This is a genomic window from Citrobacter sp. Cpo037 (assembly GCF_030332945.1).
GTDB classification, from domain to species: domain Bacteria; phylum Pseudomonadota; class Gammaproteobacteria; order Enterobacterales; family Enterobacteriaceae; genus Citrobacter; species Citrobacter portucalensis.
Window position 1 is genome coordinate 144,993 of record NZ_JAOWGW010000083.1, and the last position, 17,872, is coordinate 162,864.

The 17,872-nt window shown below is 47.9% G+C and carries 14 protein-coding genes, 1 tRNA gene and 2 pseudogenes; 10 read left to right on the forward strand and 7 right to left on the reverse strand.

Annotated features, from left to right (window positions below; all coding sequences use genetic code 11):
• The first annotated feature begins 460 nt into the window (after window positions 1-460).
• Window positions 461-889, forward strand: coding sequence for a universal stress protein UspF (gene uspF / locus OGX94_RS24620; protein ID WP_003831130.1), 429 nt, complete (start codon window positions 461-463; stop codon window positions 887-889).
• Between the two features lie 55 nt (window positions 890-944).
• Here uspF and torD read toward each other — a convergent pair whose 3' ends face one another.
• Genes torD through torC form a run of 3 tightly spaced genes read right to left on the reverse strand, consistent with a single transcriptional unit; the run spans window position 945 to window position 5,264 of the window.
• Entirely contained in the window at window positions 945-1,559 is a 615-nt protein-coding gene (gene torD / locus OGX94_RS24625) for a molecular chaperone TorD (protein ID WP_003831129.1), read from the reverse strand.
• Window positions 1,556-4,096 carry a trimethylamine-N-oxide reductase TorA gene (torA, locus tag OGX94_RS24630; RefSeq protein WP_257661450.1) on the reverse strand — a complete coding sequence of 847 codons (2,541 nt, stop codon included), beginning with the start codon at window positions 4,094-4,096 and terminating at the stop codon, window positions 1,556-1,558. Before torA ends, torD begins: the two co-directional genes overlap by 4 nt.
• A complete protein-coding gene (gene torC, locus OGX94_RS24635) occupies window positions 4,086-5,264 on the reverse strand; it encodes a pentaheme c-type cytochrome TorC (RefSeq protein WP_003831126.1) in 1,179 nt (392 codons plus the stop codon). Before torC ends, torA begins: the two co-directional genes overlap by 11 nt.
• Before the next feature lie 131 nt (window positions 5,265-5,395).
• Here torC and torR point away from each other — a divergent pair, with 131 nt between their 5' ends.
• Window positions 5,396-6,088, forward strand: coding sequence for a two-component system response regulator TorR (gene torR / locus OGX94_RS24640; protein WP_020996565.1), 693 nt, complete (start codon window positions 5,396-5,398; stop codon window positions 6,086-6,088).
• Here torR and torT read toward each other — a convergent pair.
• Window positions 6,061-7,092, reverse strand: coding sequence for a TMAO reductase system periplasmic protein TorT (torT, locus tag OGX94_RS24645; RefSeq protein ID WP_126955888.1), 1,032 nt, complete (start codon window positions 7,090-7,092; stop codon window positions 6,061-6,063). The genes torR and torT overlap by 28 nt on opposite strands.
• An 82-nt stretch (window positions 7,093-7,174) precedes the next feature.
• Here torT and torS point away from each other — a divergent pair, with 82 nt between their 5' ends.
• The 6 genes and pseudogenes from torS to OGX94_RS24675 all read left to right on the forward strand — a co-directional run bounded on the left by torS (window position 7,175) and on the right by OGX94_RS24675 (window position 15,259).
• On the forward strand, window positions 7,175-9,964 hold the full coding sequence (gene torS, locus OGX94_RS24650; RefSeq protein WP_257661449.1) for a TMAO reductase system sensor histidine kinase/response regulator TorS: 2,790 nt from the start codon (window positions 7,175-7,177) through the stop codon (window positions 9,962-9,964).
• 377 nt (window positions 9,965-10,341) lie between these two features.
• Window positions 10,342-11,517 carry an O-antigen polymerase gene (locus tag OGX94_RS24655; protein ID WP_257661448.1) on the forward strand — a complete coding sequence of 392 codons (1,176 nt, stop codon included), beginning with the start codon at window positions 10,342-10,344 and terminating at the stop codon, window positions 11,515-11,517.
• 185 nt (window positions 11,518-11,702) lie between these two features.
• Window positions 11,703-12,179 (forward strand): annotated as a pseudogene (locus tag OGX94_RS24660) (transposase); the annotation flags it as partial.
• A 334-nt stretch (window positions 12,180-12,513) separates the two neighbouring features.
• Window positions 12,514-12,876 (forward strand): GtrA family protein, encoded by a 363-nt coding sequence (locus OGX94_RS24665; RefSeq protein ID WP_257661732.1) that lies wholly within the window; start codon window positions 12,514-12,516, stop codon window positions 12,874-12,876.
• Entirely contained in the window at window positions 12,873-13,796 is a 924-nt protein-coding gene (locus OGX94_RS24670; protein WP_257661447.1) for a glycosyltransferase family 2 protein, read from the forward strand. The genes OGX94_RS24665 and OGX94_RS24670 overlap by 4 nt, the downstream gene beginning before the upstream one ends.
• Window positions 13,793-15,259: a glucosyltransferase domain-containing protein gene (locus tag OGX94_RS24675; protein WP_257661446.1), complete on the forward strand. Its 1,467-nt coding sequence runs from the start codon at window positions 13,793-13,795 to the stop codon at window positions 15,257-15,259. Before OGX94_RS24670 ends, OGX94_RS24675 begins: the two co-directional genes overlap by 4 nt.
• Before the next feature lie 47 nt (window positions 15,260-15,306).
• Here the strand turns inward: OGX94_RS24675 and OGX94_RS25055 are convergent, their stop codons facing one another.
• On the reverse strand, window positions 15,307-15,696 hold the full coding sequence (locus OGX94_RS25055; RefSeq protein ID WP_502873450.1) for a hypothetical protein: 390 nt from the start codon (window positions 15,694-15,696) through the stop codon (window positions 15,307-15,309).
• On the opposite strand from OGX94_RS25055, the pseudogene OGX94_RS24680 reads away from it, so the two are divergent.
• Window positions 15,660-16,808 (forward strand): annotated as a pseudogene (locus OGX94_RS24680) (tyrosine-type recombinase/integrase). The gene OGX94_RS25055 and the pseudogene OGX94_RS24680 overlap by 37 nt on opposite strands.
• 15 nt (window positions 16,809-16,823) lie before the next feature.
• On the opposite strand, the gene OGX94_RS24685 reads toward OGX94_RS24680, so the two are convergent.
• Both OGX94_RS24685 and OGX94_RS24690 read right to left on the reverse strand, forming a co-directional pair.
• Window positions 16,824-16,900, reverse strand: a tRNA-Arg gene (locus OGX94_RS24685).
• 39 nt (window positions 16,901-16,939) lie between these two features.
• Window positions 16,940-17,119, reverse strand: a complete 180-nt coding sequence (locus OGX94_RS24690) for a hypothetical protein (protein ID WP_003831122.1) — start codon at window positions 17,117-17,119, stop codon at window positions 16,940-16,942.
• A 34-nt stretch (window positions 17,120-17,153) separates the two neighbouring features.
• On the opposite strand from OGX94_RS24690, the gene fimW reads away from it, so the two are divergent.
• Window positions 17,154-17,747 (forward strand): fimbria biosynthesis transcriptional regulator FimW, encoded by a 594-nt coding sequence (gene fimW, locus OGX94_RS24695; protein WP_008784010.1) that lies wholly within the window; start codon window positions 17,154-17,156, stop codon window positions 17,745-17,747.
• Window positions 17,748-17,872: the final 125 nt, after the last annotated feature.

The following is a 17,872-nucleotide window of genomic DNA, read 5'->3' on the forward strand; positions in this document are numbered from 1 at the left end:
ATATTCATCAAGCAAAGAGAGAAATAAGAATCAGCCAACGGGTAAGTTTGAAGGGGCTCGCATAATTAGTGAGAATGAAATGTAAATATCAAATTTCGTTTAAAATTAGAGTTTTATTCCACATGCAAGGTTTGATTATCCATTAACCACACAAACTTCAGAATAAAAATTTTATAAACAGTAAAAGTCGCTGAAATTAATCACATGCCAATACTCGTTATATAATTAAATATACAATGAAAGCATGTAAAAAAGAACCCTTTTCTATTTTGCGATTACACGTATTAATGAAGATACCTATCTTACTGTTTCGCTCACATATACATTACGGCCAGTCATACGACACACACATTTCATTGACGCGCACTGATGCACACATCCTTGATCTGGTCACTTATTATACAGAAACAAATTTCGCTACACTCTGGGATAGAGGTAAAACAAACAGGAGGTAGTGAATATGTATCGCTCAATTCTGGTGCCCATTGATATCTCTGAAGCCGATCTTACTCGTCATGTTGTGCCGCAGGTCCAGGCGCATGCCAAAACCGCGAAGGTCCACTTTTTAGCCGTTATTCCTACCGTTCCGTTCTATGCCTCTCTGGGGCTGGCCTACTCTACCGAATTTCCGGACAGAAGTGGTCTGCAGGCCAAGGCCAGCGAAAAACTCGAAGAGATTATTAAGCAGTTCAATATTCCTGCCGGCAGGACTCAGACCCACGTAGTTTACGGCCCACCGAAGGATCAGATCCTCAAGCTGGCGGAGGCGGTGGACGCCGAGCTTATTGTGATTGCCTCACATAAGCCCGGTTTTAGCACGTATTTGCTGGGGTCAACGGCGGCAGCCGTAGTCCGCCACGCGAAATGCCCGGTGCTGGTTGTGCGGTGATAGGGTTAAAACGGGAGCGAATGTGCTCCCGTTTTTCTGTGGCTCAGGCCATCACTCAGTTCTGATGATCCAGCCTGACAAATGCCAGCAGCAGCTGGCTCAACGCACCGTAGAAACCAAAGTCATCATATCTGCGGCATTTAGTGGTGAACTCCGGTAACCAGCGTAACAGCCCCGCCAGCGTTTCTCTGCGCAACGCATCAATACGCTGACGGCTAACCCCTGGCTCACCAAGAGAAAAATGCAGATGGCTCAGCAGTTCGATAAAAATCGCCAGATGATCGGCTGATTCGCTAAACGTATCGCTTACCTGCATGCCCGCATCAGATAACAGTTGTTTAATGATCCCGTAGTTTGGCCCTTCTTCAAGATGAGCCGACGCATAGGGTAACGCGGCGTGTTTATCCGACATCAGGAACAGGCCGCAAAAATCAGCCGCCAGTTCCAGGGTAGCGTCTTCACGTACCTTGAGCGCGGCAATTTTCGCTTCCAGCAAAAGAACATCCGCCTCAAGCAACGGTTCACCTTTGAGCACGGTAAACCACTCAGCCATTTCGCTGGACTGCAATTGCGCTAATCCCTCACCGTCGCGCTCCCGGGAAAACATTTGCGCCAACCATGCATAAACACAGGCCATCTGTTCTGTCGTCAGGGAGGTGTGTTTCATCATGACGTCACCTTCTCCACCGGGACATATTCACACTGCGCCACCATTTTTATCGGGCCGCTGAACGCCGTCACGTTATCCACCTTACCGGCATATTTCTCAATTTCCACCAGCGTAGTATGCGCACTGGTCGCCTGCGCCAGCTGAGACGTGCCGATATCCAGGGTTAACACGTTCGGATTGCCATATTTACACAGCGCTCCGATTTCTCCACCGTTATCAGGATCGTACCAGGCACCTTCATGGATGCGCGCCACGCCCGGCGAGTAGAGATCGGAGACAACCGCGCCGGCCAGCACTTGTCCACGCGCGTTAAATACACGAACTACATCGCCGTTGCGGATCCCCCTGGCGCTGGCATCCTGCGGATTAATAAACACCGGCTCTTTGCCACCTACCGCGTAATGCTTACGCAGCGCTTCGGACTCGCAGAGCTGTGAATGCAAACGGAAATCCGGGTGGACGGATTGCAGATGCAGCGGCCAACGTTGCGATCCAGGCCCACCGTGTGAACGTTCGATTTTCTCAAACCACATTGGATGCCCCTGGCAATCGTCATATTGCATATCGGCAATAGTTTTCGAATAGATCTCGATCAAACCGCTCGGCGTCCCCAGAGGTTCAAGGTCAGGATCTTCGCGGAAGGCCTGATGGCGGACAAACATCTGCGGATGTTCGAATTCAACGTACTCTTGCTGATTCCAGAAAACGTCGAAAGCCGGAAGATGAACACCGCGTCCCTTCCCTTGCTGGCTTCCTTCCTGCCAGATGCGCTTCAACCAGCCCATCTCATCCAGCCCTTCTGTGAACGCTTCTTCACGGTTAAAGCGGCGGCAAAGATCGCGGAAAATATCGAAATCATTACGCGCTTCAAACTGCGGCTGCACCAGCTGCTTCATAGCGATAATGCCGCGGTTGGAGTGGTTGCCATACTGGTCAAGATCGTTACGTTCAAACTGGGTCGTCGCCGGCAATACGATGTCAGCGAACCGACAGGTCGACGTCCACTGATTGTCGATGGCGATAACGGTTTCCAGCTTACGCCAGCCCTCAATAATACGGTTGATCTGCTGGTGACGATGGAACGGGTTGGTCCCGGCAAAAACGCACATCTTCAACGGTGGCAGCTTGACGGTTTTACCGTTCCAGTTAATGCTCTTGCCCGGCTCCAGAATCGCATCGATAAAACGCGCGATCGGGATGGTACTGCTGTAGCCCTTATAATCGGTGCTGTCATGTACCGGTGGAACGGTGGTGGAACCAGAAAATCCACTCAGGATAACGCCTTTACGCCCTGGGGTGCCCGCGCCGTTGTAGTGCCAGCCAAAGCCAAATCCCCCCCCGGGTAAGCCAATTTGCCCGAGCATTGAGGCCAGCACCACGATCATCCACGCCCACTGTTCCCCGTGCTGCATACGCTGCACGCACCAGCCGGCAATAATTTGCGTTCTGCCGCCCGCCATCTGCCGTGCCAGTTCACGGATTGTCTCAGCATCAATCCCGCAGATTTTTTCCGCCCACTGGGCATCTTTAGGCTGTCCGTCACTTTCTCCCAGCAGATAAGGCAGAAATTGCTCAAACCCAACGCAGTAGTTCTCGAGGAAATGCTTATCGTAGAGCTTCTCGGTATACAGCGTGTGTGCCAGCGCCAGCTGTAGCGGTACATCAGCCTGCGGATTCACGGCGATGTGCTTAACCTTGTCGCGGCCCAGGTAGTCATGAGTCGAGGTGACGACCGGGTCAACGCTGATGACCGAAATCTCGCCCCGTGCCACTTTTTCCTTCAGTTGCTCGTAGTATTCGTAGACATCATGATCCGGACACCACCAGTTCGCCTGCTGGTTTTTGATGAGATCAGAACCCCACAGCACAATGGTTTTGCTGTTTTCGAGTACCAGTGGCCAGGAGGTCTGCTGCTCATAGACCTCCATTGATCCCACCACACGCGGCAGAATGACCTGAGCGGCACCGGTGGAATAGTCGCCCCCCGTACTCACGCTGTTGCCATGCAGCGCAATGGCACGCGCCAGCATCCCGGAAGCATTGTGGAACATCCCGGTCGATTGCCAGCCGCTGGCCGTTAGCAGCGCGCTCGGACCATAAGTCTTCTGAATGCGCTCCAGCTCCTGATAGAAGAAATCCAGCGCTTCATCCCACGAAACGCGCACAAAGCGGTTATCTCCACGTTGCGAGGTATCGCTCTGATGGCGTTTACGCAACCAGTCCACGCGGACCATCGGGTAGCGAATACGCGCTCCACCGTGTACGTGATCCGGGAGTCCGGCGATCATTTTTGACGGGTATTTATCGCGCTCGAACGGCCTGGCTTCAATGAAACGACCGTCAACCACGGTGGCACGAATGGCACCCCAGTGAGAACCGGTCAGAATCCCCTCTTTGACGCCTGCCCCCTGCACCTCTGCGGCATTAGCGCTACGCGGCGTGAGCAGCGAAGGCCCTAACATGCCTGCTACGGTCAAGCCGCCCAGTTGCAGCAAAAAACGTCGGCGCGATGCCTGAAAGAGATCGTTATTTTTCATTGCTTTCTCCCTTATCGCCATGCGGCTTATCCGTAGTGTCAGAGGCATTCATTTGCAGATATTTCAGCAAGGTACGTTCTTCACGTTTATCCAGACTGGTAAATCCAATCATGCCGTTCAACGTGCCAATCCAACCGTTAGCATCAAAGTGTTCTTTCTCTGGTGCGCCGTGGCATTGGTTACAGGTTCCGTTATAGAGTGAGTCGGCATAAGCCCAGATCGGTTTGATGTCGTTGACCATATCGCCCTTCTGCATCCAGGCAGTGGCCTGCAATTTACTCCATGGCGTATTCGTTTCCGCAACGGTGGTTTGCTCCAGCGTCTTCACGTGCTGCTGGATGTCGCCACGAATGGAAGCCACAAAAATGCGCTTGCCCGGCAGTTGCGCCAACACGCGCTGACGCCCATTACTCTCGGTCCAGCCGACAATTTCAATTTGCAGCCAGTCACCATCACGCTTTAACACTTTCACTTCAGAAGCGGGCAGCAGTGAGCCTGCAGGTTCTTTATCACCTTTGGCGGCATAAATAGGTTTGATGTCCAGAGAGTAGAGCGTCTCGCCATCGTCGTTCGCCCTGGCGCGTAACTCATCAAACTGCTTGCGGAAACCGCTGCTCATATCGGGAAGCTGGTGTGCAATACCTTTATGGCAGTCGATACAGGATTGGTTGTCCTTGGCCGCAATCTTCATCTGGCGCGCAGCTTCAGGATGTTGTTTAGCGTGGTCCATCGCATCATAGTCATGACAAGAACGACAGGTCGCGGAGTTGTTCTCCTTCATTCGCGCCCATTCGCGCTCCGCCAGCTCAGCGCGTTTGGCTTCGAATTTCTCTGGAGTATCAATAGAGTGGGCAACAAAGGTTTGGTAAATATCGTTGCTGGCCTCCAGCTTACGTTTCACCATGCCTGGAATATCGGATGGAATGTGGCAGTCATGACATTCTGCGCGTACCCCGGAGGCATTCTGAAAATGTGCAGACTGTTTATATTCTTCGTAAACCGGCTGCATACTGTGGCAGCTCACGCAAAACTCGGTAGAACTGGTTAATTTAATACCAACGTGCGGCAAGACGATCAGCGCAATACCGACCACAATCCCGATAACGACCAGCGCCAACACTGACCAACGTGCGCTCGGTCTGAGCAGCGCCCTCCATAGTTTCCGCATAATAGCCCCTGTAATCTTATGGTTTAGTTACAGAGGATCTTATTTCTCAAATGTGAACAGTAACACTGGTCAGGATGAATGGCTTACGGCACAATGTGAACAGATATGAACAGAAAGAGAACGCCATCAGGATGCCGCATCACATTGTCATTGTTGAAGATGAACCGGTCACCCAAGCACGGTTACAGGCTTATTTTGAACAGGAAGGTTATCATGTCTCTGTCACCGCCAGCGGAGCTGGTCTGCGTGAAATCATGTCACAACATCCTGTCGATCTCATTCTGTTGGATATCAACCTCCCGGACGAAAATGGCTTAATGCTGACCCGCGCCCTGCGCGAACGCTCAACGGTGGGGATCATTCTGGTGACAGGTCGTAGCGATCAAATTGACCGGATCGTTGGCCTGGAAATGGGCGCTGATGATTATGTCACCAAGCCGCTGGAGCTACGTGAACTGGTGGTTCGGGTTAAAAATTTGCTCTGGCGTATCGATCTTGCCCGCCAGGCACAGCCGGAGACCAAAGATAACTGCTATCAGTTTGCCGGATACTGTCTGAATGTCTCCCGGCATACCCTGGAGCTGGGCGATGAGACGATCAAACTCACCCGCGCCGAGTATGAAATGCTGGTCGCCTTTGTCACCAATCCGGGGGAAATTCTCAGCCGCGAACGTTTACTGCGTATGCTTTCGGCACGACGGGTAGACAATCCAGACTTACGCACCGTGGATGTATTGATCCGCCGTTTGCGCCACAAGCTACGGGCTGATTTACTGGTGACACAGCACGGCGAAGGTTATTTTTTAGCGGCCGACGTGTACTGATACAGATAAATCGGACGGAACCCGCCAGGAGACAGCGAGCGTTGAACATGCTGGCTGTCGGCATTTTTCGGGGTGAGCACCAGGATCGGCGGACTGATATTTTCCGGTACCGGTTGCCCTTGTAGCACCCTGATCGCCTGTTGAATCGCCAGTTCACCTTGCCAGACCATCTGATCGCTAGCAGCCATAATGATTCTTTCGCGTTTAAGTCCGCGATATACCTGATGCGACAGGTAAAAAGAGACCACGGTTAGCGGCGTCCCCGGATTCCGCTTCTCTCCCATCGCTGCTTCCGCAGCAATTGCCGTACCGGCAACCACATCGACCTCCGGGTGACGCTCAAGCATCTCCTGTAACAGGTTGCGCTGAACTTCAATATCATTATCCCCCAACGCCACATCCACGATGTGCACCTGACTACCGGCAATCGCCTGACGGAATCCTGCCACCATTTCGCGGCTGCCTCCGGCGTCATCAGGTCCTGGCAATAGCAGAACCTTTAACGGTTTGCCACCGCTCCACTTGACCAGATAGCGACCCGGCTGATACCCCATCTGGAACCACGGAACGCCGACCCGTGCTTTCACCGTCGGATCGTGTATCGCATTCACTACCTCAATGACCGGCAACGCGCCTACCTGCGCGGAAAGATCCGGGAAGGTCGTCGTGCTACTACCCAGCAATATGGCATCTGCTCCCCATTGCTGGCACTGGGCGATTTGTGTTTTTTGCGTGGAGAACTGACGATACCCTCCCGCCTCTAACACCTTCAGACTTACTCCGTATTTTCTCGCCGCCTCAAGCATGCCGTAATTCACTGAAAGCCAATAGGAGTCTTTCAGGCTGGGATACAGCGCGCACAGTTTCCAGACTTTGTTTGCAGTAACGTCCGATTGCAGTTCCGGGACTGCCTGCTGCGTATCCTGCCAGCGCAGCAATGCGGCTCCAGCCGCATGACTCAAACCGGGAAAAATCGTGATTAACAGGAAAACCAATACGCGCATGATAGCCTCAACATTGATAAGGCTTTATCCTAGTTGCTTTCCTCTTTTGGACTCAACCTTTTTAAACTGTGGCGACCAGACAGTGAATTTATCTCTGACTAAACGACTGTGGATAGGCTTTGCGCTGATGGCGGCACTGACTCTCATCAGTACGCTGACAGGCTGGTATAACCTGCGTTTTGTCAGCAAGGTTGAGCAGGCCAATACCCAGGCGCTAATTCCAACCATGGATATGGCGCGCCAGCTCAGCGAAGCCAGCGCCTGGGAACTGTTTTCCGCACAAAATCTGACCACCGCAGACAATGAAAATATGTGGCTGGCTCAGGGGAGAATGTTAACCGCCCAGAGCCTGAAAATAACCACATTACTCAAAACCCTTCGTGAACAGGGCTTTGATACTTCTGCTATTGAACAGCAGGAGAAAGAAATCGCCCGATCGTTAAGCCACCAGGGGGAGATGGTTGGCGAACGCCTGAAATTACGCGCTCAACAGCAACAACTCAGCCAGCAAATTATTGAGGCCACCGCTGACGTTGCCGAAATGGCACGCGGACAGGCCAGTAATGCCGCCACGTCGGCAGGTGCGACACAGGCCAGCATTTACGATTTGATTGAGAGCCATCAGGGGCAGGCCGCTGAACACGCGCTGGACAGGCTCATCGATATCGATCTGGAATATTATAACCAGATGAATGAACTGCGCCTGAGTGCGCTACGCGTGCAGCAAATGGTCATGAACCTGGGGAATAACCAGGCGCAGAATAACCTGGCTGCGCTGGAAAACCAGCTGAATGCCGCCGTCAGAGTACTTCAGCGCCGACAAATACGTATTGAAGATCCCGTGGTGCGCACTCAGGTGGCCAACACCGTCAATACGATTAGCCGTTATGTTGAGCTGCTGTCCCTGTATCGCCAGGATAATGACATCACGACCCAATTGCAGATCTTATCGCAGAATAATATCGAGCAATTTACCCGTTTCAGTAGCGAAGTCAGCCAGTTGGTGGAAACCATCGGCCAGCGTAATCAAAGTGGACTGGCGCATCTCAAACAGACCAGCCAGCGCGGGCAACACTTGCTGCTGCTGTTAGGTGGCGTGTCATTATGTTTGCTGATTCTTATACTTTGGCGTGTGGTTTATCGCTCAGTCACTCGACCACTGGCACAGCAAACCCAGGCGTTACAGCGTCTGCTGGAGGGGGATATTGACTCCCCATTCCCGGAAACCGCAGGCGTTCGTGAACTGGATACTATCGGGCGGTTGATGGATGCCTTTCGCGGCAGCGTTCACGCCCTCAATAGCCATCGCGAACATCTGGCCGCACAGGTTAAAGCTCGCACCGCCGAGCTGCGTTCTATGGTTTCTGAACACCGACAGGCCCGTGCAGAAGCTGAAAAAGCTAACCAGGCAAAATCGGCGTTTCTTGCCGCCATGAGCCACGAAATACGCACCCCGCTGTATGGTATCCTCGGCACTGCGCAGTTGCTCTCAGACAATCCCGTCCTGGCACAACATCGGGAAAATCTACGCGCAATCACCGACTCGGGCGAGTCTTTGCTGACCATCCTCAACGATATTCTGGACTATTCCGCCATCGAAGCCGGTGGAAAAAATGTGGCAATAGGCGATGAGCCTTTTGAACCCAAACCCTTGCTGGAAAGTACGATTCAACTCATGAACAGCCGCGTTGCTGGTCGCCCGGTCGTACTGGTTGCGGATTTTGCCGATGACGTTCCCGCTTCCCTGCGTGGCGATCCGCGCCGCATCCGGCAAATCATTACTAATTTATTAAACAACGCACTACGCTTTACCGATCGGGGACACATTATCCTGCATAGCCGATGTGAGGGCAAAAACTGGTACATCGAGGTTGAAGATACGGGATGTGGAATTGACCCTGCCCGCCAGCACGATATTTTTCAGCCGTTTGTTCAGGTAAGCAGTAAACGAGGTGGAACCGGACTCGGACTAACCATCAGCGCCAGTCTCGCCCAGGCAATGCAGGGAGAGCTGAGCGTCACCAGCACGCCCGGCATCGGGAGCTGTTTCCAACTGCGTCTGCCATTGCGGGCAACCACGATGCCCATCATGAAACCCGCACAACGTTCCATATCGTTACAGGGCTTACGCTTATTGCTTATCGAGGATAATCCTCTTACACAACGTATCAGTACTGAAATGCTCATCCTCAATGGCGCACAGGTTACTGCTGCCAGCAGTGCCGCTGAGGCGCTAAAAATATTGCAGGAAGATACACGCTACGATGCTGCTCTGGTTGATTTCGATCTTCCTGATATCGACGGGATCACGCTGGCACAGCAGTTAGCCCACGACTATCCGGCACTTAGCCTGATCGGCTTTAGCGCGCACGTCATCGACGAAACGCTAAGCCAAAGAACCAGCACCCTGTTCCTTGGCATTATTCAAAAACCAGTCCCCCGGGATGAACTCAGTCGACTTATTACGCATTATCTGCATGGTAGTGCGACTCCCCCGCTTGCATCAGAAAATGACAACAAACGGTTAGATTTTCAGCAGTTGGCTGGAGATATCCAGGTTATGGGATGGCAAAAGGTGCACGAATGGTTAGCGCTCTTTAAGCAACACACTCTTCCTGTATTAGATGAGATTGACGCTGCCCGCGCAGCACATGACGATGAGCGGATAAAACGTCTGACGCATCAGCTAAAAAGCAGCTGCGCCAGCATGGGAATGCGCTCAGCCAGCACGATGTGTGCAGCACTTGAACAGCAGCCGTTGGGTGATTTTTCACTCAGAGAGGAGATTCAACAAAGTCTTTATGAGGTAGAACGTTGGCTGGAAAAAGAAAAATTGTCCCGCGCTAAGATAACGACATCCTTTTGGGGTTGATTGAATGACCTCAGTAAAGGCATTATGAATGTCTGCTGTGCATGGCATGATCCCCCCGTTCTCAATTGTATATACATGCAGAACATTTAATCGTCGGTGTCGATCAAGTGCAAATAGGATGCTAAACTCCTGGCGCGCCCATATAGCGCCCTATTTTTATGAGTTAAAATTTGCCGTTTCACACATGCGGGTAAGCTAACTTTTTGGGACAGTGCTTTCTGGGTAACAGGCTGGCTTTTGCGGACTTGATGACATGGTTACCTCTTTCATCGAGCAAAGTGATAAGGATTCCTTGTCACTTTCGGTAATGCGGGAACCAAATGTTCATTATATTGCTTTAAGGATTATGGTATATTAGGTATGGCAGATTATTTATTATGACCTATCTTATTATTTTATTTTTGCTATGTACTGCACTCCACATGAGTGCTATAAAATGGATGAAATGCAATATCACATCGCCATTGTCATTAACACTTTTTTCTTGGTATTCAATGGCATTTGTTGGGATGTTATCTTATGATAGTTTTGATTCTTTCAGATCAGTTACCTTTTACTGCCTTTTGACATGGATTTTGATATGTTCGTTTGCATACGCAGCCATGGAAATGGCACAACCTAATAAATCAAAGAAGTATGATTCTGAACCGCGAAGAGTTTGTTCAAAATATTCATTATTAGTAATCCCTGCATGCATAATTACCGCATATGAGATTTATAAAGTTGGCTCAAACGGCCCTGTAAACTTTCTACTTAATCTTCGCCTTGCAAATATTGAGGAAGACTATCAATATACAACATTTACCTATATGCCGATGTTCTACCCTATAATAATGGCTATGTTTGCGTCAATATGCATACACAAATCCAGACTTATAGAGAAAGTATCTATTTGCACCTGGCTTATTCTTTTTGCGCTTGGCACGATGGGTAAATTTGCCGTTATAACACCAATCTTAATGTTTGTTACTATTTATGAAATGAGATATGGAATTCGCAAAGGAAAAATATTCATATACGCACCGTTAGTTCTGGCTGGAATTATAGTAATGCATTTTTATAGAATGTCATCAGATGACTCCGCAACAATACCTTATATTTTAGGGACTTACATTTACTCCCCTATAATAGCATTTGGAACACTGGTTGATAACGGAATTAACTGGAATGGAGAGTACACGCTTAGATTCATTCACGCCATAGCATTTAAACTTGGGCAATCTTCTAGTGAGCCGGTAAAAACCATCCTCGACTATGTCTATGTTCCGTCTCCTACTAATGTGTATTCCGTAATGCAACCATTTTACAGTGACATGGGGATATATGGCATTATACTTGGAGCTGTTATATATGGGTGTTTTTTGTCTTTCGTTTACGCCTCAGCAAAAAATGGCAATTTTGTTATGCTAGGCATTTATTCTATCTTTAGCGTAAGCCTTATCACGCAATTCATGAGCGAGACCATAATTACGAACCTCTCCGGAAACATAAAGATAGCCATTTTCATGTTTATTATATTTAAATTCTTCACAAAAAAACAAAGCAATTTATGATATATAATATCAGGCGCGAAAATTTATATTATCTCCATGCCTAATACTAATGTCTCTTTTAAGCGTTAAACCACACCCGCTGGGTGTAGTTATGGCTTGCATCTATGGTGTGCAATATCTTGGGGTAAACGCGTTGAGTGGCAAATTGTCGATGATGTTATGGATTTCAATCCACTCTTCGCGCCATGTTTACCTTCCTCATGATGCAGAAAGCAATCTATAAACCGCACGATATAAATTACACCCGCAAGCCGACAGCTATACTGACGCTGCATCTGGGCGCTCGCATCAGTGATGTTACCAGAACGTTATGCTGTGCCCGTTCCTCAGTTTCACGCTAGATTAACTGGTCACGCGTCGGGTGTTGAAGGGCTGGAATCATTACCCGCCGGTCGTGCCCGCCACTTGTCATTTGAGCATATCTGCACACTGTTATGTGAGCTGGTAAAACAATCTCCTGGCGACTTTGGTTACCAGCGTTCACCTGGAGTACAGAAGGGCTGGCAATAAAAATTGACGAGAAGTTCCAAACCGGAACCATGCGCCGCCCCCCCCCCCGCGCGAGAGTTGTGTGGCGCGGGGCAGCTTCAACTCTGGGTATCCGTGAGCCGCATAAAGATAAAAAGATGGAGGCAATACATAAAGCACTGGGCGAATGCAATACATCTTTTGCTTAGAAAATTGATGCCATTTTTGGAATGAGATGACACAAATACGGCACAGGGAGAAAATCAATCCAGGACTGAAACTATCGTAAGTTACTAAGTTATAATGACCACTGTAGGATTCGAACCCCCCCTACAATCTCCTTCTAAATCAATGCAATATAACATAAAACACTACAATCATAGATCCTATCTTCGAAAATCATGCAAAAACTTGCAAACCGATGCAAAGCTTTCTGTACCCGCTTTTGTCTCACATCAACATCGCGGGTCGATCGATTCGCTTTCAGATGTTAAACTCTCGGGCCTCAAGAATTTACTGATTTCTATAATGTTAAAGCTATTCGCTAAGTACACATCAATAGGCGTATTAAACACGCTCATACATTGGGTAGTGTTCGCCATATGTATATATGTATTTCACACTGGACAGGCACTCGGTAACCTTGCTGGGTTCGTTGTGGCTGTGTCATTCAGTTTCTTTGCTAATGCCCGATTCACGTTTAAGGCATCGACCACAACCGTACGTTACATGCTATATGCCGGATTTATGGGCACGCTAAGCGCTGCAGTGGGTTGGTGTGCGGACAAATCGGGGTTGGCACCTATCATTACGTTAATCGTGTTCTCCGCAATCAGCCTGGTGTGCGGCTTCATATATTCAAAATTCATTGTCTTTAGGAATACGAAATGAAAATTTCTCTGGTCGTTCCAGTTTTTAACGAAGAGGATGCAATTCCAATCTTCTATAAAACTGTGCGGGAGTTTGAAGGACTTCAGCATTATGAAGTCGAAATAGTCTTCATCAACGACGGAAGTAAAGACGCGACAGAATCAATTATAAACGCGCTTGCAATCACTGATCCGCTCGTGGTTCCTCTTTCTTTTACAAGGAACTTTGGTAAAGAACCTGCATTATTCGCTGGGCTTGACCACGCTACTGGTGAGGCGATTATCCCTATTGATGTGGATTTGCAGGATCCGATTGAAGTTATTCCCCATCTGATTGATAAGTGGCAGGCTGGGGCAGATATGGTTTTGGCAAAACGCACCGATAGATCAACAGACGGGAGACTCAAGCGAAAGACTGCTGAGTGGTTCTATAAGCTGCACAACAAAATCAGCAACCCTAAAATCGAGGAGAATGTCGGTGATTTCCGACTAATGTCCCGAGGGGTCGTGGAAAACATCAAGCTTCTTCCTGAGCGGAACCTCTTTATGAAGGGAATACTTAGCTGGGTCGGAGGAAAGACAGACGTTGTTGAGTATGCCAGGGCTGAAAGGATAGCCGGAGATTCTAAATTCAATGGATGGAAGCTATGGAACCTTGCGCTTGAGGGAATAACCAGCTTCTCTACTTTCCCTCTGCGTATATGGACTTATATAGGATTATTAGTCGCCGGATTGTCGTTTATTTATGGCACATGGATGATTTTAGACACAATCGCGTTTGGCAATCCGGTGCGTGGCTATCCGTCACTTCTAGTTTCTATTTTGTTCCTTGGTGGTGTGCAGCTTATTGGTATTGGAGTGCTTGGTGAATATATCGGAAGAATCTACACCGAATCCAAGAATAGACCTAGATATATTTTAAAGAATGGTGGTGATGCGTGAAACAGATAAAGGAATATTTCATCATTATTTTGCTATTAGTGATGCCAATCATACTAGCAAATATTTATTACATTGACGACATTGGAAGGTCAACGCTAGGTTACAGATTTTGGTGGGAAGATGGACGCCCTTTGTCTGATATATTAATGTCTGTTCTTATGTTTAGTGGGACAATGGCAGACATTGCCCCTGCGCCGCTTCTTGTTGCATGCGCCATGCTGTCATGGAGTTTCTATAGATTTGGGAAAGAATTTTTTAGTAATAAAAAAGGGCTTTTTCTGCTTCCTTTGTCTTTTTTGATAAATCCATTTAATGTAGAAATCCTTAGTTACAGGTTTGATAGCCTGACAATTCTGTTTTCTGCGGTTCTTTCATTTGCTTTTTTATTTACCTTATCAAAAAATCACTATATCAATTTCTTAATTAAAGTGGCTTTAGTGATTGGGGTAATGTGTTTATACCAAGCGTCTGTAAATATAATTTTAGTTTTTACGTCACTGCTGTTCTTTTATGATGCTTATAAATTAGCATCCCCTCATGAAGTAATAAAGCTATCTTTTATACGTGTTTTAAGTACTTTGTTAGGGTTAGTCATCTATATGAAGGTGATATTGCCATTGACTCTTAAGTCAGCTCATAGTGCTAATCACCCCAGAGTTTCTGCTGATCTGCTTAATACAGTAATCAGTAACTTAAAATCATATTACTCTTATTTTGAAGGGATAATACTACCGAATGGTATGGGAAAATTCATCATACCAGCACTTATTGTTATCTCCTTACTTTCCGCCTTTGTTATTTCTTACCGCTATTTAAAAGTATATAAAGGAAAGTTTGGCTGGATTATTTTTGTTATTTCTTTAATTGTGGTAATTGTGACTCCAGTCTCCACGATAGGATCTCTTTTACCACTTGATAATCCAATGGTAGGTTTTTCCAGGCTTTACATAGGAGTGGGGTCCTATTTGCTTTTTGTTTTATTCCTAGCGACTCTAGCGTTCAAAGAAAGCAAAGTTCCGTCATTGATTGTTCTTCCGCTTTATGCCTACATGTTTGTTTTTACTTGCGCATATGCAAATTCCAGCAAGCATCAATATTTTGTTGATACACAAATAATAGATTCAATAAAAGAAGATACGAAAGAATTTGATTACAACACAAACTACATAATTTTTAATGGGGAGCCACCCAGATCAAGCATACTTACAAACTCATCCAAGAACTTCCCTATGCTAAATAGGCTAGTAGTTAGTTATTTTGGAAACTGGATGTGGGCGCATTATTACCTGGAAATAAACGGGTTGAAGCAAAAGGACCCTGGGTATAATAGTGAAATAGTCAATAGTTCACTCAAGGAGTTTTGCAATTATAAGTTAGTAACTAGTAATCAAGATTATAAGCTATATCATAAAGGAGTTAATATAGTTATTGACTTCACCAGAAAGAGCTGCCTAAGCAACTAATTACCCAGACATTATTAACCCCCTCTTTTCAGCGGGGGTTATTGTTATTAATTAGGGAGTTCTGACCGGCTACGTATAAGAACACGTTGCTTATAAGATTTTACTCCCGAAGTATGCGACCAACCTACGCCTTGGAGTTGCCCTTCCTCGGTAGCTGCATAGCAGCCTGGTGGAGTGACAGTAGTGTCTGTGGTATGGCTTATTGCAGTTGCAGAGCCAACCCATCCATACGTTGTGTCTACACTTGAACATAACGTTGCACCGCTTAAATCAAATGCAGTGAAGCTAAGTGTTGTAGGATAAGTTACCTCACTACACGGCAAGCCTGCATTACGGCGCTTCAGTCTCCGCTGCATACTGTCGGCGTGAGCGCGGGTGATGGCATTAAAGAGAAAACGAAATGTCACTCTTCCGCAGAGGTGAAATATGGTACGCATCGTACTCGCTCCTGGGCGGGAAGCGAATTAAGGAAAGTCTAGGGACTTCCGACAAACGGCTCGCTACTGAGCTACATGACAAGCGCAAAGCTGAGCTCTGGAGAGTAGACCGGCTTGGCGATTTCCCTGATGTAACATTTGATGATGCATGTATGCGGTGGCTTGAGGAAAAGGCCGGGAAAAAGTCTCTGAAGGATGACCGCAGTCGCATGGCGTTCTGGCTGGCACATTTCGAAGGGATTCGATTAAAGGATGTCACTGAGCAAAGGATTTATTCGGCAGTAAATAAGATGAGCAACCGCAAGCTGCTTGAGATATGGAAAATTCAGGCAGCCGCGGCGAAGAAGAATGGACAGCAAGCACCGACTTATTCAGCCTCTCCCGTCACAATTTCCACCAAGGCCAAACATCTGTCTCTGATGAAAGCCATTCTGCGTGCAGCAGAACGTGACAGGAAATGGCTAGAGAAGGCGCCTGTGATAAAGGTTCCTGCAGTAAGGAATAAACGGGTTCGCTGGCTGGAGCGTGATGAGGCGAAGAGGCTTATTGAAGAATGTCCCGAGCCGCTGAAGTCAGTTGTTAAGTTTGCGCTGGTAACCGGCCTTCGTCGTTCGAACATCATCAATATGGAGTGGCAACAGATCGACATGCAGCGTCGTGTTGCCTAGGTGAATCCTGAAAGAGCTATTGGGGTAGCGCTGAATGATACAGCCTGTAAGGTACTGCGCGATCAGATTGGCAATCATCATAAATGGGTGTTCGTCCATATGAAAGCCGGAGTTCGCCCTGACGGATCAAAGACGCCATCAGTGAGGAAAATGCATGTTGATGACCAGAGCGCATGGAATGCAGCATGTCGTCGCGCAGGAATTGAGGATTTCCGATTCCACGACCTGAGACACACCTGGACAAGCTGGCTGATTCAGTCTGGCGTTCCGTTATCTGTTCTGCAGGAAATGGGCGGCTGGGAAAGTATCGAAATGGTCCGTCGATATGCTCACTTAGCACCTAACCATTTAACTGAACATGCGAAGTAAATTGACTCAATTTTTGGGGTTGATGTCCCAAATATGTCCCACAACGGAAATAAGGAGGAAGCGAAGGAGGCGTAAGCGCCTGATTTTGAATGGTACGCCCTGTAGGATTCGAACCTACGACCTACGGCTTAGAAGGCCGTTGCTCTATCCAACTGAGCTAAGGGCGCATTGCGAAGTGATTACTTCATGCAGATGAAACGCGTGAATTATACGGTCAGCGCCTGCTGAGTCAATGCCTTTTGTTTCAGTTGCTGGCGAAGTGAACGAATGTTGATTTTTTCTGCTTGTTCAAGGGTATCCAGGAAATCGCCTGGTAACAACTCAGCCCACGAAACGCCAGATTTAGGGATACATGTATTTAGAATATTTATGATTTTGCTTAACATTCCCTTACCCCTCCAGCGGTTCAGGAACTCTTTAATGTTAAGTATCGCCATCAAGGAAGAAAACAGTCACTTCGAACATGGACTAAAAATTATCATCTCCCATTTGGCAAATCAGTGGCATCAGGAGATTTGCTTTTTGCCTGTCGAGGATATCGATCGCGCTGACATCGCGTTTATTTCCCTGGATGAAGATTGGCTCAGCGCCGATTGCTATCAGATTCCGGTCCATACCCGCCGCCAACACCGGGTTGTCATCTGCAACAGAAACGATAAAGATAAGCTGATGTTCCGGCCCTGCCTGTACATGTTGCCACTGATCTATCGGGAAGATGACGTTGAGGAAATGACTAAAAAATTAGTCCTCATCCTGCAAAAACGTGCGCTGCGCAACAACGTGCCCGCAACTATCTGCCATTACTGCACCACTCGCAACTTTTCTATCGAAGAACGTCAGTTCTTAATGTTTCTCGCCAGCGGCTATACCTTAGCCGAAACGGCTCACCTGCTCTCGGTAAGCGAAATTCAGGCCAAAGCCACCCGTCGCAGCATTATGAAAAAGCTGCATGTGAAAAACGATCAGCAATTCTTAAGATACATCCGGGCGCATCTGAACTTTCTACAAAATTAGGTGGCATCTTTCTGCCTGATTTTTTATTGAGAAAAATCTCATCACCAATTAAGGAAGGTGCGAACAAGTTCCTGATATGAGATCATCATATTCATCCGGAGCGCATCCCAGAGGGACATCATGAG